The organism is Mesorhizobium sp. CA6 (assembly GCF_020165035.1).
GTDB lineage: Bacteria > Pseudomonadota > Alphaproteobacteria > Rhizobiales > Rhizobiaceae > Mesorhizobium.
Genome location: NZ_JAIUHI010000001.1, coordinates 365,795 through 380,294, shown reverse-complemented (window position 1 = coordinate 380,294; position 14,500 = coordinate 365,795). Strand labels below are relative to the sequence as shown.

Annotated in this window: 13 protein-coding genes and 1 pseudogene; 3 read left to right on the top strand and 11 right to left on the bottom strand. The window is 63.9% G+C overall.

Annotated features, from left to right (window positions below):
• Positions 1-60 precede the first annotated feature (60 nt).
• Genes LB526_RS01730 through LB526_RS01715 form a run of 4 tightly spaced genes read right to left on the bottom strand, consistent with a single transcriptional unit; the run spans position 61 to position 3,248 of the window.
• Positions 61-819 (bottom strand): HAD-IA family hydrolase, encoded by a 759-nt coding sequence (locus LB526_RS01730; RefSeq protein ID WP_411966959.1) that lies wholly within the window; start codon positions 817-819, stop codon positions 61-63.
• Positions 812-1,024, bottom strand: coding sequence for a hypothetical protein (locus LB526_RS01725; RefSeq protein WP_224625825.1), 213 nt, complete (start codon positions 1,022-1,024; stop codon positions 812-814). The genes LB526_RS01730 and LB526_RS01725 overlap by 8 nt, the downstream gene beginning before the upstream one ends.
• The gene (locus LB526_RS01720; RefSeq protein WP_224625824.1) at positions 1,021-2,394 is read right to left on the bottom strand and encodes an aspartate aminotransferase family protein; all 1,374 of its coding nucleotides are present in this window, start codon (positions 2,392-2,394) and stop codon (positions 1,021-1,023) included. Before LB526_RS01720 ends, LB526_RS01725 begins: the two co-directional genes overlap by 4 nt.
• Before the next feature lie 14 nt (positions 2,395-2,408).
• Positions 2,409-3,248 carry a GNAT family N-acetyltransferase gene (locus LB526_RS01715; protein ID WP_224523330.1) on the bottom strand — a complete coding sequence of 280 codons (840 nt, stop codon included), beginning with the start codon at positions 3,246-3,248 and terminating at the stop codon, positions 2,409-2,411.
• A 321-nt stretch (positions 3,249-3,569) separates the two neighbouring features.
• Between LB526_RS01715 and LB526_RS01710 the strand changes: the two genes are divergently transcribed.
• Positions 3,570-4,238, top strand: a complete 669-nt coding sequence (locus LB526_RS01710) for a haloacid dehalogenase type II (RefSeq protein WP_224523329.1) — start codon at positions 3,570-3,572, stop codon at positions 4,236-4,238.
• 16 nt (positions 4,239-4,254) lie between these two features.
• Positions 4,255-5,529, top strand: coding sequence for an NAD(P)/FAD-dependent oxidoreductase (locus tag LB526_RS01705; RefSeq protein ID WP_224625823.1), 1,275 nt, complete (start codon positions 4,255-4,257; stop codon positions 5,527-5,529).
• 12 nt (positions 5,530-5,541) lie between these two features.
• Here LB526_RS01705 and LB526_RS01700 read toward each other — a convergent pair whose 3' ends face one another.
• From LB526_RS01700 to argE, 6 genes are all read right to left on the bottom strand, one after another.
• Positions 5,542-6,999, bottom strand: coding sequence for an NAD-dependent succinate-semialdehyde dehydrogenase (locus tag LB526_RS01700; RefSeq protein ID WP_224523327.1), 1,458 nt, complete (start codon positions 6,997-6,999; stop codon positions 5,542-5,544).
• A 17-nt stretch (positions 7,000-7,016) separates the two neighbouring features.
• A complete protein-coding gene (locus LB526_RS01695; protein ID WP_224523326.1) occupies positions 7,017-8,060 on the bottom strand; it encodes a tartrate dehydrogenase in 1,044 nt (347 codons plus the stop codon).
• 10 nt (positions 8,061-8,070) lie between these two features.
• The gene (locus LB526_RS01690) at positions 8,071-9,534 is read right to left on the bottom strand and encodes an aldehyde dehydrogenase family protein (protein WP_224625822.1); all 1,464 of its coding nucleotides are present in this window, start codon (positions 9,532-9,534) and stop codon (positions 8,071-8,073) included.
• Between the two features lie 150 nt (positions 9,535-9,684).
• Positions 9,685-10,038, bottom strand: a complete 354-nt coding sequence (locus LB526_RS01685) for a cupin domain-containing protein (RefSeq protein ID WP_224523324.1) — start codon at positions 10,036-10,038, stop codon at positions 9,685-9,687.
• A gap of 23 nt (positions 10,039-10,061) precedes the next feature.
• Positions 10,062-10,985 (bottom strand): 2-hydroxyacid dehydrogenase, encoded by a 924-nt coding sequence (locus tag LB526_RS01680; protein ID WP_224625821.1) that lies wholly within the window; start codon positions 10,983-10,985, stop codon positions 10,062-10,064.
• Between the two features lie 13 nt (positions 10,986-10,998).
• Positions 10,999-12,123, bottom strand: coding sequence for an acetylornithine deacetylase (argE, locus tag LB526_RS01675; RefSeq protein ID WP_224625820.1), 1,125 nt, complete (start codon positions 12,121-12,123; stop codon positions 10,999-11,001).
• 199 nt (positions 12,124-12,322) lie between these two features.
• Here argE and LB526_RS01670 point away from each other — a divergent pair, with 199 nt between their 5' ends.
• Positions 12,323-13,255 carry a GNAT family N-acetyltransferase gene (locus LB526_RS01670; RefSeq protein ID WP_224625819.1) on the top strand — a complete coding sequence of 311 codons (933 nt, stop codon included), beginning with the start codon at positions 12,323-12,325 and terminating at the stop codon, positions 13,253-13,255.
• A gap of 488 nt (positions 13,256-13,743) precedes the next feature.
• Here LB526_RS01670 and LB526_RS01665 read toward each other — a convergent pair.
• A pseudogene (locus LB526_RS01665) lies at positions 13,744-14,237 on the bottom strand (SDR family oxidoreductase).
• Positions 14,238-14,500 lie beyond the last annotated feature (263 nt).

The window sequence follows — 14,500 nt, the reverse complement described above, 5'->3', positions numbered from 1 at the left end:
TTCCCCTTTCTGTTGTTTGGCCGGGATGCGCGTCTTGCTGCGGCTTTCCGGGTCTTGAGCTCAGGTTCGTTCCTTCAGGCTTTCCCGCACGGCCGCCGCAAAGTCGGCCATTGAGGTGAAGTGGTAGTCGGGCACGGTGAAGTGCTTGGGCTCTATCGTGCCGCCATAGCCCTTCTGGGCGTGGCGGCGCTCGATCCAACAGTTGGTCATGCCGAGCGCCCGGGATATGCCGATGTCGTGATACTGGCTTTGTGCAACGTGCAGGATGTCGTCCTTGCTGTCGCCGCGGGACGCCACGAAGTCGAGGACCTTCTGGAAGAAGGCAGGGTCCGGTTTCTCGGTGCCGGTATCGTCGGCGGTGAAGGTAGCGAAGAAGGGCGATCCAAGCTGCTTCTCGAAATGGTCGAGAGCCCAGCGCCGGGCATTGGTCATGGCAATCAGCTTATGGGACTTCGCAAGCTCGGCCAGCGCCGCCCTGCTGTCGGAAAAGCCTTGCCAGCCGCTCGCCGAATCCCGGAGCCGGGCGCCGTATTTCTCCTCGGCCGGCAGGCCGAGCCGCGGCGCGACGACCATGTAGACACGCGCGAGATCGTCGGGGAAAAGGTACGCATCGGGCATGTAGCGGGCTTGCCGGTAAAGGGCGAGCGCTTCTTCGCCGTCGACGGAAGCACCGGCCTCCGCGGCGATCTCGGCCAGGCAGGTCGTGATGCCGCCTTCGAAGTCGATCAGCGTACCGACCACGTCGAAGGTCATGTACTTGAACTCGTTAAAGCCCCTGGCCAAGACTGGCTCTCCTCTGCGCGCGGCCGAATTACTCATGCTGAACAGAACAATATTCCGTGCTGTCCGGGGCGTCGGCCTTTTTCAAAAGCCCGGAAATGCGGGCTTTCTGGCCTTGTCTTAAAAAGCAGTCTGGCACTTCCCCTGCGCTGGATTCGCCGAAAAGGCGCGAGGTAGCGGCACAAAATTGCGAAATCGTCCACCCCAGCGATATTTCGAGATACGAAAAATGCGTCGCCTTCATGCAAGGGCTCGGCGGACATCGACATCATCCAGCGTCTGGTCCAGCGTTCGGCGCGTGCGCTCGATAATGGCATCGATGTCGCTGTCCGTGCAGCAGAGCGGAGGGGCATAGCCGAGAACACCGTGCGCGAAGGCGCGGATGATCAGGCCATTGTCCCACGCCCGATCGAAGACGCGCCGCGCCGGCATGGCCGAGGCTGGAAGCGGCGTTTTCTTCTTTTTGTCGACCACCAACTCGATCGCGGCAAGCATGCCGCGACCGCGCACGTCGCCGACCAATGGATGGTCGCTCAACCCTGATAGCCCCGCCATCAGACGGGCGCCGGCCCTGGCGCCGTTCTCCAGAAGGCCTTCCTCATAGAGCTTCAACACCTCGAGCGCGACGGCGGCGCTGACCGGATGGGCGGAATAGGTGTAGCCGTGGCCGACCGCAGAAGCACCCGCGCCATCGGCGATGACGTTGTAGACATGATCAGCCATGAACACGGCGCCCATTGGGACATAGCCCGAGGTCAGGCCCTTCGCGGTCGTCATGAAGTCGGGGACGATATCCTCCTCCGTGCACGCAAACAGGGGGCCGGTGCGGCCGAAACCAGTGATCACCTCGTCGGCGATGAACAGGATGCCGTGCTCACGACAGAGCTCGCGCATGGCCTTGATCCAACCCTTCGGCGGGACGATGACGCCGCCCGAGCCCTGGATCGGCTCGGCATAGAAGGCGGCGACCCGCTCCGGCCCGATCTCCTCGATCCTGCCCTTCAGCGCCGCAAGCGATGCGGCGATGATCGCGCTACCATCCTCGCCTACCGGATTGCGATAGGGATAGGGCGAGGGGATCTTGTGCTGCCATTCGAACGGAATGCCGAAACCGGCATGAAAGGCGGGCAGGGCGGTCAGGCCTGCGCCGACCACCGACGATCCGTGATAACCCTGCTCAATGGAAATGAACTGGTCGCGTTGAGGCTCGCCTCTGGCATTCCAGTAATAGCGGACGAACCGGATTGTGCTGTCGACCGCGTCCGATCCCCCGAGCGTGAAATAGACGTGGTTGAGATCGCCGGGCGCGCGGTCCGCCAACTCCGAGGCGAGCCGGATGGCGGGCTCCGAGCCGAGATCGAAATAGGCGGTGGCGTAGGGCAACTCGCGCATCTGCCGGGCCGCCGCCTCGACGATGCTGTCATGACCATAGCCTGCATTCACGCACCACAGCCCGGCGAAGCCATCGACGAGTTGCTTGCCGGACGCGTCGGTCACGGTAGCGCCCTTCGCCGATTTCAGCACCCGCACGCCGAGCGCCTCGTGGCCGCGATAGGAGGAGACCGGGTGGACGAGGTGGGCGCGGTCGAGTTCGATCAGGGAATTGGCGAGCATTGTTGTCCTCCGGACTATCCGAGCGCCTGGTTGGCGAGGGCGTAAACTTTCGGCCTAACCGTTGCCGCATCCGCCCTGGCAGGACGGTCCATGGCGACTCCGCCGCCGACATGGGCGAGGCCGATTTCGGTCAGCCAGCCCGCGAGGCCGGTGCGGCTGTCGGTATCCACGCGCAGGAAGGCGCCGGGGCGCGACGCGGCGAAGAAGCTAATCAGCCCTTTGGCGTCCGCGGCGCTGCCCGCAATGACGGGGCCAATCACCTCGCCGCGTCCGAATGGGCGGATTGCGGCATAGGCCGCGATGATGCCTTTGCGGCGGATGACTGCGAATTCACCCCGCTCGGCCAGCGCATCGATCAAAGCTTCACGGTCGGCGCCGTAGGCGTCACGGTCCAGAGCCTTGATTTCCAGCAGATCGTGGGTGCTCGCGGCTTCCACACCCTCGGGAGCCTCAAGCGCTGCCACCTGGCCTTGGTGCTGAAGAATCGTGCCCGAGGGCATAAAGCCCAGCTTCTCATAAAGGGGCATGCCGTCGGTTGTCGCGACAAGTCGCAGTGGCCGGTCGCCGGCAAGGGCGAAGGCCTGTTCCATGAGCCGGCGCCCGAGTCCTTTGCCCCGCGCGTTCCTGTCGACGATCACCATGTTGATCATGGCGCAATCGGCGCCGTAGGGCGTTACCAGGATTGTCCCGGTGACCCGGCCCTGGTCGTCGAGCGCGACCGCGCCGCTGGAGAGTTGCAGCGCCATCTGCCAGTCCTGCGGGCGATGCGGCCAGTTCTCCTGGCGAGAAAGCGCGACTGCGCCCTCGATATGATCCGGCCCAAAGTCCTGGAGTTCGATCTCGCCTTGCTGCATGAGGCACCTTTCCATCTGGCCCCAAGTCTCGGTCATCGGTGCGCCGCAGATCGTCTGAAGGTTTCGACTTCGGCAGTATCATCCGCCTTTGCGCAGGGGGTGCGCCGCATCTTGTGCTGGCGCGGGGCCGCGGGCAGAAACTCGGGAAGCCGCGGACGACCCTCTCGACCGACCGCAAGATGCTACAGCGTGCCAAACCGGCCGGCGGATACGCAACTTTCTGCTTTCGCGGGGCCGATTTCGGTCAAGTGACCGGCCGCCCGCCCGCATATGATGACGAAATCCCAAAGCGGGGCGCGTTTCCACCGGAGATCGACGGACATGGCTTCCTTCAGGCCCAAATACATCACCTTCGACTGCTACGGCACGTTGACTTTTTTCCAGATGGCGGAGGCGGCACGCGATCTTTATGGCAGCCGGCTTGACGAGCCGCGCATGCAGGAGTTCATCAAGAACTTCGCGGCGTACCGGCTAGATGAGATCCTGGGCGACTGGAAGCCCTATGCCGAGGTCATCCACAATGCGCTGGAACGCGCCTGCAAACGCAATGGCGTCGGCTTCAGCCCCGATGACGCCAAAATGGTCTATGAGCGCGTGCCGACCTGGGGGCCGCACGCCGACGTTCCGGCCGGCCTTGCCAAGGTCGCCAAGGAAATTCCGCTGGTCATCCTCTCCAACGCCATGAACGCGCAGATCATGTCCAACGTCGAAAAGCTCGGCGCACCGTTCCATGCCGTCTACACGGCCGAGCAGGCACAGGCTTACAAGCCTCGCTTCAAGGCCTTCGAATACATGCTCGACAGGCTTGGCTGCGGTCCAGAAGACATCCTTCACTGTTCGTCTTCCTTCCGCTACGACCTGATGTCGGCCCATGATCTCGGCATCAAGAACAAGGTTTGGGTCAACCGCGGCCACGAGCCGGCCAATCCCTATTACGGCTACGTGGAGATATCCGATATTTCCGGGCTGCCGGGTGTGGTCGGGCTCTGAAACAGGCGGGTTACCGATGAAGTTCGTCTCCTACTGGCACGACACCGCCCCGGTCTTTTCCGGCGGGGCGCAAGGCCCGGTCGAGGGGCACTATGATGCGGCGATCATCGGCGGCGGCTTCACCGGTCTCGCCGCCGCCCGCCAGCTGGCGAAGGCCGGCGTCAAGGTGGCCGTGCTGGAAGCGGAGCGGGTGGGCTGGGGCGCATCCGGACGCAATGGCGGGCACCTGAACAACGGTCTCGCCCACAGCTACCTTTCGGCCAAGGCGGAGCTTGGCAAGGAACGCGCGATAGCCCTCTACCGGGCGCTGGACGAGTCCGTCGACACCATCGAGGCGCTGGCCGCCGAGGAAGGAATCGATTGTAACTTCCGGCGCGCCGGCAAGCTGAAGCTCGCCTCCAAGCCGCAGCATTTCGAAGCGATCGCCCGCAACTTCGAAGCCGTCCATGCGGAAGTGGACCCGGATACGGCGCTGCTGTCGCCGGCCGAACTCAAATCCGAGATCGGCTCGCCCTTCCATGGCGCAATGCTCTCGAAGAAAAGCGCCATGATGCATATGGGCCGCTATGTGGCTGGGCTGGCGACAGCCGCGGTTCGCCATGGCGCCGTTATCCACGAGAATGCTGCGGTGACGGATCACAGGCAGTCCGGTACGCGGCATCAGCTGACCACCTCCCGCGGACGCATCAGCGCCGACAATGTGCTGCTGGCCACGGGCGCCTACACGACATCGAATTTCGGCTATTTCCGCCGCAGGCTTATCTCCGTCGGCAGCTTCATCATCGCCACGCGGCCGCTGAGCGACGCCGAGATCGCCGTGACCATGCCGGGCAACCGGACATGCGTGACCTCGATGAACATCGGCAACTACTTCCGACTTTCGCCGGACAAGCGCCTGATCTTTGGCGGCCGCGCCCGCTTCTCGGCAACATCGGACCAGCGCTCCGATGCCAGGAGCGGACAGATATTGCGGGCAAGCCTCGCGGCGATCTTCCCGCAGCTCGCGAACGTCGAGATCGACTATTGCTGGGGCGGGCTGGTCGACATGACCAAGGACCGGTTCCCGCGGGCCGGCTACCATGACGGGGTCTGGTACGCGATGGGCTATTCCGGCCACGGCGCGCAGCTCTCCACCCATCTCGGCATGATCATGGCCGATGCCATGCTCGGCCGCGAGGACCGCAATCCGGTGAAGGGGGTCGAGTGGCCTGCCATTCCCGGCTATTCTGGCAAGCCTTGGTTCCTGCCCATGGTCGGTCTCTACTACAAGGCGCTCGACCGGATCCAGTGATCGGGCTGGGGTTTAGCCCAGCCCGCCTATGTGGAAGCTCTTCATCTCCAAATATTCCTCGATGCCGGCCTGCGCGCCCTCGCGCCCGAGGCCGGACTGCTTGACGCCGCCGAAGGGGGCTATCTCCATCGAGACCGAGCCGGTGTTGAGACCCACCATGCCGAACTCCAGCGCCTCGCCGACGCGCCAGGCGCGCTTCAGATTCTCGGTGTAGAAATAGGAAGCAAGCCCATAGGGCGTGCCGTTGGCCAGTGCGATCGCGTCCTCTTCCGTCTCGAAACGGAAAAGCGGTGCGACCGGACCGAAAGTCTCCTCGCCGGCGAGCTGCATCTCAGCCGTGGCGCCGGCCAGCACGAGTGGCGCGACATACTGAGGGCCCTCCGGCAGCACCGGCTTCTCGGTGACGATCGTCGCGCCCTTGGCGAGCGCGTCCTCGACGTGCCGATTGATCTTCTCGACCGCCGCCATGTTGATCATCGGTCCGATCGCGACGCCGGGCTGCGTGCCCGGTCCCACCGTCAACGCATTGACGCGGGCGCTGAGCTTGGCGGCGAAGTCTTCATAGACTGCGGTCTGAACGAGGATGCGGTTGGCGCAGACACAGGTCTGGCCGCCATTGCGGAATTTCGAGGCGAGCGCGCCTTCGACGGCGAGGTCGAGATCGGCGTCATCGAAGACGATGAAGGGCGCGTTGCCGCCGAGCTCGAGGCTGAGCCGCTTGACGCTGTCGGCCGCCCCGCGCATCAGCAGCGAACCCACGCGAGTCGAACCGGTGAAGGAAATCTTGCGCACGGTCTCGTTCGCCATGATCTCGTTGCCGATCTCGGCCGGCATGCCCGTGACGATGTTGACGACGCCGGCCGGAATGCCCGCCCGTTCAGCGAGCACGCCCAGCGCCAGTGCCGAATAGGGCGTGAACTCGGACGGCTTGATGACCACGGTGCAGCCGGCGGCCAACGCCGGCGCGACTTTGCGGGTGATCATTGCATTGGGAAAATTCCACGGCGTGATGATGCCGCAAACGCCAACCGGCTCTTTCAGCACGATGATGCGACGGTCGGCCGTGGGCGCGGGAATGGTGTGGCCGTTGATGCGGCGCGCCTCCTCGGCGAACCATTTGACGAAGGAGGCGCCGTAGCGGATCTCGCCCCTGGCCTCGTCCAGCGGCTTGCCCTGTTCGGTCGTCAGGATCAGCGCAAGATCGTCCAGGTGCTTGAGCATCAGGCCATGCCAGGCCTCCAGCAGGGCGGCGCGTTCGGCGTGCGTCTTCTTTTTCCAATCCTGATAGACGGAAGCCGCGGCCTGTATGGCCGTGCGGGTCTCCGGACCAGCCATGTCGGGCACTGTGCCGACCGATAGCTGTGTCGCAGGATCAATCACATCGACCGTCCTGCCGGAACCTGCCGCGACCCATCTCCCGCCGATGAGGCCGGCCTCGCGGAAGAGACTTTTGTCATTCAGGTTCTTCATCAATACGACCTCGCAAATCAGGTGAGCGCCGCGACGACGGCGGCTGTGATGGCTTCCGTGCTGTCCTTGCCAGGGGCGGTGCCAATGCCTTGCGCTGTTGTCGCCTCGAGCGCCTTCATGACGCGGCCGGCCGCATCCTTCTCGCCAAGGTGATCGAGCATCATGGCGCCGGACCAGATGGTGGCGATCGGATTGGCGATGCCGAGATGGGCGATGTCGGGCGCGGAGCCGTGCACTGGCTCGAACATCGACGGCGCCGAGCGGTCGGGGTTGATGTTGGCGGAAGCCGCGTAGCCGAGCCCGCCCTGGATGGCCGCGCCGATATCCGTCAGGATGTCGCCGAAGAGATTGGAAGCGACGACCACGTCGAGACTTTCCGGCGCCATGATCATGCGCGCGGCGAGCGCGTCGACATGATAGCTGGTGACGGCGACATCAGGATATTCCGCCGCCAGCTTGCGGGTGATCTCGTCCCAGAACACCATCGAGTATTTCTGCGCATTGGACTTGGTGACGGAGGCGAGTTTGCCGTGCCGCGACCGCGCCTGCTCGAAGCCGAAGCGCAGGATGCGCTCGACGCCGGCCCGGGTGAAGATCGAGGTCTCCACAGCGACCTCGTCCAGTGTGCCCTGATGCACGCGCCCGCCGGCGCCGGAATATTCGCCTTCGGTGTTTTCGCGGATGCAGAGGATGTCGAAGCTCTCGGCCCGCAGCGGACCTCTGACGCCCGGCAGCAGGCGGTGCGGCCGGATATTGGCGTATTGCACGAAGGCCTTGCGGATCGGCAGCAGCAGGCCGTGCAGCGAGACGGAATCCGCCACCTCCGCCGGCCAGCCGACGGCGCCGAGAAGGATGGCATCGAAGCCGCGCAAGGTGTCGATTCCGTCCTCCGGCATCATGCGGCCGGTCTCCTTGAAGAAGCGGCAGGACCAGGGGAACTCCGTGCCTGCAAGGCAAAAGCCTCCCTGCTTGGCTACCGTTTCCAACACCGCCCAGGCAGCGGCAATGACGTCGGGGCCGATGCCGTCACCGGGGATCAGGGCAATAGAGTAGGTTTTCATCGACATCTCTTCACAGGGTGATCAGGACGCTCTTGGTCCTGCGATTGGCGAGGTAGGCTTCGCGGCCAAGGTCCTTGCCAATCCCGGAGCGCTTGTAGCCGCCGGTCGGCAGGATGTGGTCGCGCGAGCGGCTGTAGCGGTTGACCCAGACGGTGCCCGCCTCGAGCCTGCGCGCGAAACGGATCGTGCGCGACAGGTCGGCGGTGAACAGGCCGGAGGCCAGCCCGTAGGTCGGATGGCTGGACAGCGCCAGCGCCTCCTCCTCGCTGTCGAAGGTCTGGACGGTCAGGACCGGGCCGAAGATCTCCTCGACGATCGCCGGATTGCCCTGACTGACATTGGCAATCAGCGTCGGTTCGTAAAAATAGCCGGGAGCTTCCATGGCCCCGCCACCGATCAGGCATTCGCCGCCGGCGGAGACAGCGGCTCGCACGATGCCATCAACGCGCGCCCGCTGCCCGTGCGAGATGATCGGCGAATATTGCGTCGTCTCCTCCCAGGTCGGACCGGGCCGCACGGCCTTCATCTTTTCCAGGATCGAGGCCGTCAGCCGGTCGGCCACGCTCTTCTCGACGATCAGGCGCGTGCCGGCCACGCAGGCCTGGCCGGCATTGAAAGTGACGCTGCCGGCGATTGCAGTCGCCGCTTTGTCGAGATCGGCATCGGCAAAGACGATCTGCGGGCTCTTGCCACCGAGCTCCAGCGTCATCGGCTTGACACCGGTGCGGGCGACGTTCTCCATGATGGCTGAGCCGGCGCGGGTCGAACCGGTGAAGCTGACCTTGGCGATCTCGGGATGACCGGTGAGCGCCGTGCCGGTCGTCGGGCCGTCGCCGAGCACCACGTTGATCAGCCCCGACGGCAGGCCGGCCCTGACCGCAAGCTCTGCCATGTAGATAGCCGAGAAGGGCGTCATTTCCGACGGCTTCAGCACGACTGCATTGCCCGCGGCCAGCGCCGGGCCGAGTTTCCATCCGGCCATCGAGATCGGAAAATTCCACGGCGTGATCGCACCGACCACGCCATAGGGCACGCTCATGATCATGCCGAGACTGGCGTCGTCGGTCGGCACCAGCTCGCTGCCTTCCTTGTCGGCGAACTCGGCAAAGAAGCGGATCTGCTCGGCGGTGACGGCGATGTCGCCGGCGACGAGCTGGCCCACGGGCCGGGTCGAGCTCAGGGCCTCGATTCGGGCGAGCGTTTGGGCCTCCGCCTCCATCAGATCGGCCCAGGCGTGGAGCGCCTTGGTGCGCTCGCGCGGGCGGACGCCGCCCCAGTTGCTGGCTTTCAGCGCGGCCTTCGCGCTTTCCACCGCCCGGTCGACCAAATCCACACCGGCCACGGGGCAGGCGGCATAGGATTTGCCATCGGACGGACGGCGCATCTCCATCGCTCCCTCGGCCGAAACCAGCTCCCCATCGATGAAGTGGCCGACGGGATGGGCGATTGTATCGGGATTGAAGCTCAGGCTCATGGGCAACCCACTTGGCAGGATTGGCCTGAGCCTAGCCCGTGCCGGCACGCAGCATGCGCTGTTCGGTGATCCGCCGCCGACGAATGTTGCGTGCCGGGGACAAGAGACGGCAAAATCTTCCGCGGAGGTCGTGGCCTGTGCAGACGCTCGCTAGCCCACCGTGACGTAGATTTTGCGCACGGTCTCGATGGTCTTCCAGACACCGGTGAAGCCCGGCTTCATGACGAAGCTGTCGCCGGCCCGGTAGGTCACCTTTTCGCCGGCGTCGGGCGTGATTTCGACCACGCCGGCGAGGATATGGCAGAACTCGAAAGTCTCCCCCTTGATCGAGCGCGTTTCGCCGGGCGTAGCCTCCCAGACGCCGGTATGGACAAGGTCGTCCTTGGCGACGTCCTGAGCCCAGGTTTTGAAGGCGGGGTCGCCGGCAATCAGCCGCTCTGGCAACGCGTTCGATTCGCGGGGCGAAAAGCTTGGGTTGATATCGATGGACTTGAGCAGGGACAAAGGATGGCCTTTCCAGTTGAATTTCAATAACCGCGCGACCGGTCGACGAGCCCGATGGGATCGAGACCGGCGCGGTGGCGCCTGATGTTGTCGATTACGGCCTGCGCGGCGGTCGCGGGTTGGGTGACGCTGGCTATGTGCGGAGTCAGGATGATCTTCGGATGCGACCAGAACGGATGTCCCGCCGGCAGCGGTTCGGGATTGGTCACGTCGATCATCGCCGACGACAGATGGCCGCTATCGAGCGCGGCGACAAGCGCTTCTTGGTCGAGCTGCGGGCCGCGCCCAGTGTGGATGAGAGCCGCGCCCTCGGGCAATTTCGCGAACAGACCAGCATTGAGGAACCCACGCGTTTCCTCGGTCAGCGGCAGCAGGCAGACCAGTATGTCGCTGGTTGCCACCATTTGCTCCAATCCGAGCTCGCCATGATGACAGGCCACGCCCTCGATCTGCCGTGGCGAGCGGCTCCAGCCGGCGAGCGGGAAGCCGAAGGGTTTCAGCCGGTCGAGGACGGCTTGGCCGAGTTGGCCCAGGCCGAGCACGCCGATCCGGCGCAATGCTGCCTGGGGTTGCGGGATGTCGCGCCACTGTCCGGCGCGCTGCTGTGACAGATAGGTCGGCAGGTTGCGGTGGAGAGCGAGCACGGCGAGCGTCACATATTCCTGCATCATGCGCACGATGCCTTCCTCGATCATGCGCACGATTTTCAACTTCGCAGGCACTGCATCGAAGCGGAACTGGTCGACGCCGGCGCCGATGGAAAACAGGATCTCGAGATTGCTGTAGCGGGAGAGGTCCTGCGGAACGGTCCAGGTGATCAGATAGCGCACGGCGTCGGGATCGACCGTCGCCGGGTTCATCGCGAAGGGCAGTTCGGGGAATTGCCTGGCGAAGACATCGGCGAAAATCGCACCGCGCTGCGCATCGGAGTTGAACAGGAAGGTCATTCCGGCTGCTCCTTCAGCCCACGCAACGCGCGCCCAGCGCGTCGATCATCTGCCGGCAGGCGGTGAGTTCGCTGGCGAAGATGTATTCATCCGGCTTGTGGGCGCGGCCGATGTCGCCGGGGCCGCAGATGATCGCGTCCAGCCCCGCGGCCTGGTACAGCCCGGCCTCGGTGCCGTAGCTGACGGCGGCGAGCGGCGTCTGGCCGGTCAGCTCTTGCAACAGCGCCGCCAGCGGCGCGTCCTGCGGCAGCGACAGCGCCGGATAGGCGCTGACCGGCGTCCACTCGACGCGAAAACCGTCAGTCTCACAGGCCTCCGTCCGCGCCTTCACCGGCGCGAGCAGGCCGGCCGGATCGATGCCGGGTACGGCGCGCGCCTCCAGATCCAGCGTGCAGGTATCGGGGATGATGTTGACCGACTGGCCGCCGGCGATCACGCCGGCCTGCAGCGAGGAATAGGGTGGCTCAAAGGCCGCATCGAACGGGCCGTGCGTCAGCCCTCCGGCTTCGCTCACGACCGTGCCCAGGACATCGGCCATGGCATGGATGGCATTGAGGCCTAGATCGGGGCGAGAGGAATGGCCTGAGCGCCCCCTTATGGTCACGCGGGCGGCCGCCTTGCCCTTGTGGCCGCGCACGGCGCGCATGCCGCTCGGCTCGCCGACGATGACGCCGAGCGGCTTGGCGCAAAACTCGGAAAGGCGGGCGATCAGGTGCGGCACGCCGCGGCACCCGATCTCCTCATCATAGGAGAAGGCGAGATGGATCGGCCGGGCGAGGCGCAGTCCCACGAGCATGGGCGCGGCCGCAAGAGCGGCGGCCAAGAATCCCTTCATGTCAGTCGTGCCGCGTCCGTAGAGCCGGTCACCGTCCCGACGCAGTGCGAAAGGGGACGAGCTCCATTGCGGCTCGCAAGCGGGGACGACGTCCATATGGCCGGATAGGATATAGCCCGGAACATCGGCGGGACCGATCGTGGCGAAAAGATTGGAACGGTCGCCTTCCGGCCCGGGGAGCACGGCGACCTTCGCGCCCTGTTCTGCGAGATAAGCCTCTATCCAGCCTGCAATATCGCCGTTCGCCTTGCCGGCGATCGATGGAAAGGCGACGAGACGGTCGAGGATGTCGAAGACGTCCATTTCAGCCTCAAGGCGTTTTGGGTTCGCCGGGTTCAGGGCCGACGGCCATACCTCCAGAATTGCCGCAGAGGATGGGCGCTTTCCTTCGCGATTGCGTGCCGAAAGCGGAAGTGTTTCAGTTGAATCTTGCGTTGGCACGCGTCATTCGAGCAAATCGTATCGGTCTGGTTGTTTAGCGTTGGCAGGGCAGGGACGTTGTATGTCGCCCGTTACGCAATCTTTCAGAGGCAAGGAATTGAAGCCGTCCGAAAGCTTGAAAATCGATGCCTTCTCGGTGCGGATCGCCGACATCGAAGGGGTTGAACTGGACCGATTGCATGCGCTCTCGCTGTCAGTGGGCTGGCCGCATCGGGCAGAAGACTGGCAATTCCTGCGCGAAACGGGACAAGGCTTGGTGGCTCTCGATGAGATCGGCCGGGTTCTGGGATCCGCGATGTGGTTTGGGCATGGCGCCAGCTTCGCGACCGTCGGCATGGTCATCACCTCGCCACGGCTTCAGACGCTCGGGGCCGCGCACTGGCTGATGAAGCGGGTTTTCGACAACATTCCCGGGCGCGACCTTCGCCTCAATGCAACCCGCGCCGCACGGCGGCTCTATCTCTCGCTCGACTTCCATCCGGAGAAGACTGTCTATCAATGCCAGGGCAGCGCCCGCGTCCCAACGGCAGGTAGCCCCACGGAGGAGCGCGGCGACGTCCGGACTTTGGACGCAAGCGATATTCCGGCAGCGGTCGCCCTCGACGCGGCGGCGTTTGGCGTGAGGCGGACAGCGCTTATTGAAAAGCTCTTCGCGCATTCGCTCGGTTACGGGCTTTTCGACGGAAACAAGCTGACCGCTTTCGCGCTTTGCCGGCCGTTCGGGCGGGGCCATGTCGTGGGGCCGGTCGTGGCCGAAAGCGACGCCGACGCTGTGGCGATCGTCCGGCCGCACGTGGCCGACCATTCGGGGACTTTCCTTCGGGTCGACACCCACATGGACAGTGGCGAGTTCGCCGCCTTTCTGTCGCACGCTGGAATGCCAGTTTTCGATACGGTGCTCACTATGTCGATGGGCAAACGCATCAGCGATTTTGCTGCAGGTGGCCCGGTTATGCCGAAGACCTATGCTCTGGCGAGCCAAACTCTCGGGTAGGTTGATGTTCGACTTGGAAGGTTTTAGCTTTTGCAATCTGAACGTCCAAACATGGACAACGCCATAACCCGCCAGCCCGCTTGCGGCCCCTTTCGGCCATTGACCAGGAGAATTCTTGGCTCTCCGCTAATCGATATCCCTAGCCAGCATTAATCTCGTTCATCGTCTAAGGTTCGCCAGACCATACGAGAGAATACGAAGGAAATGGGGTGGCGAACCAGCCGCTAACGTATTGATTTCCTGTAGGAAACGACGGCCTCGGCGACTAACAAAATCGTTATTCGCCAAGGGGCTAGGAAGCAGTTCGCCAAAGTTGATTCAAGAAGCTGATCTGCCACTCGCCGACCGCATTTATCTTCTACGGAACGGCAGCTTTGCGCCTGTTCTGACGTACACGGGCATCTCAGCCCTGCCCAAAAGCAGGCCGAACGATTGACGCACCTGGAAAACGTCGGGCTTTTGCGAATGCCGCGGTTGAGTGTTGGCATTTACTTATTGTCACGGTGCTTAGGGAAAGGCATGCCGGGACTATGGGCGGCTGCGCCGCCATCGACCGGGATGATGGCGCCGGAAATGTAAGACGCTTCCGGCGAGACCAGGAACACGATCAGGTTCGCCACTTGCTCCGGGCGGGCCATGCGTTGCTGCGGTAATTGCAGTTGCTGGTTGGTCGATAAGGCCTCCATGACGCCGGACATCATTTCCGCGGCGGTCGGCCCCGGGCAGATGCAGTTTGCCCGGATGCCGAAACGCCATAGTCGACCGACCACAAGCGCGTGAGCGCCACCAGCGCGGCCTTGGAGGCCGTGTAGGCATCGGCGAGTGGCATCAAGAGCACGATCGCGCCGCCATCGCGCATTGTCGGGCGGAAGGCGCGCACGCTGAGCATCACGCTGGTCAGGTTGACGGCGATGGTTTTGTTCCAGGCCTCCAGCGTCAGCAGGGGATATCTTGTTGAACAGATGACCGGCAAAAAATACATTGCTGCTCGAAAAGCCTGCGTCGGCGTCTCAAGGGAATCAATCGGCATCTCAAGACCCGCGACGCTTGGAAAGTCGCTGATCCATCTCAAAAGCTTCCAGTCATGATGTCGGCCTGTCGGCCAGGCTCCTTCGCTGCTTCGCTTTACAAGTGAGCCAAGATCGCCGCTGCTTCGGTTTCGGCGAAGCAAAGGACAGAAAAAGACTTCTTTTGGCGATCCGGCCCGGATGCTCTTTTGCAGGTCTAGAACACATAAGGCGCGCC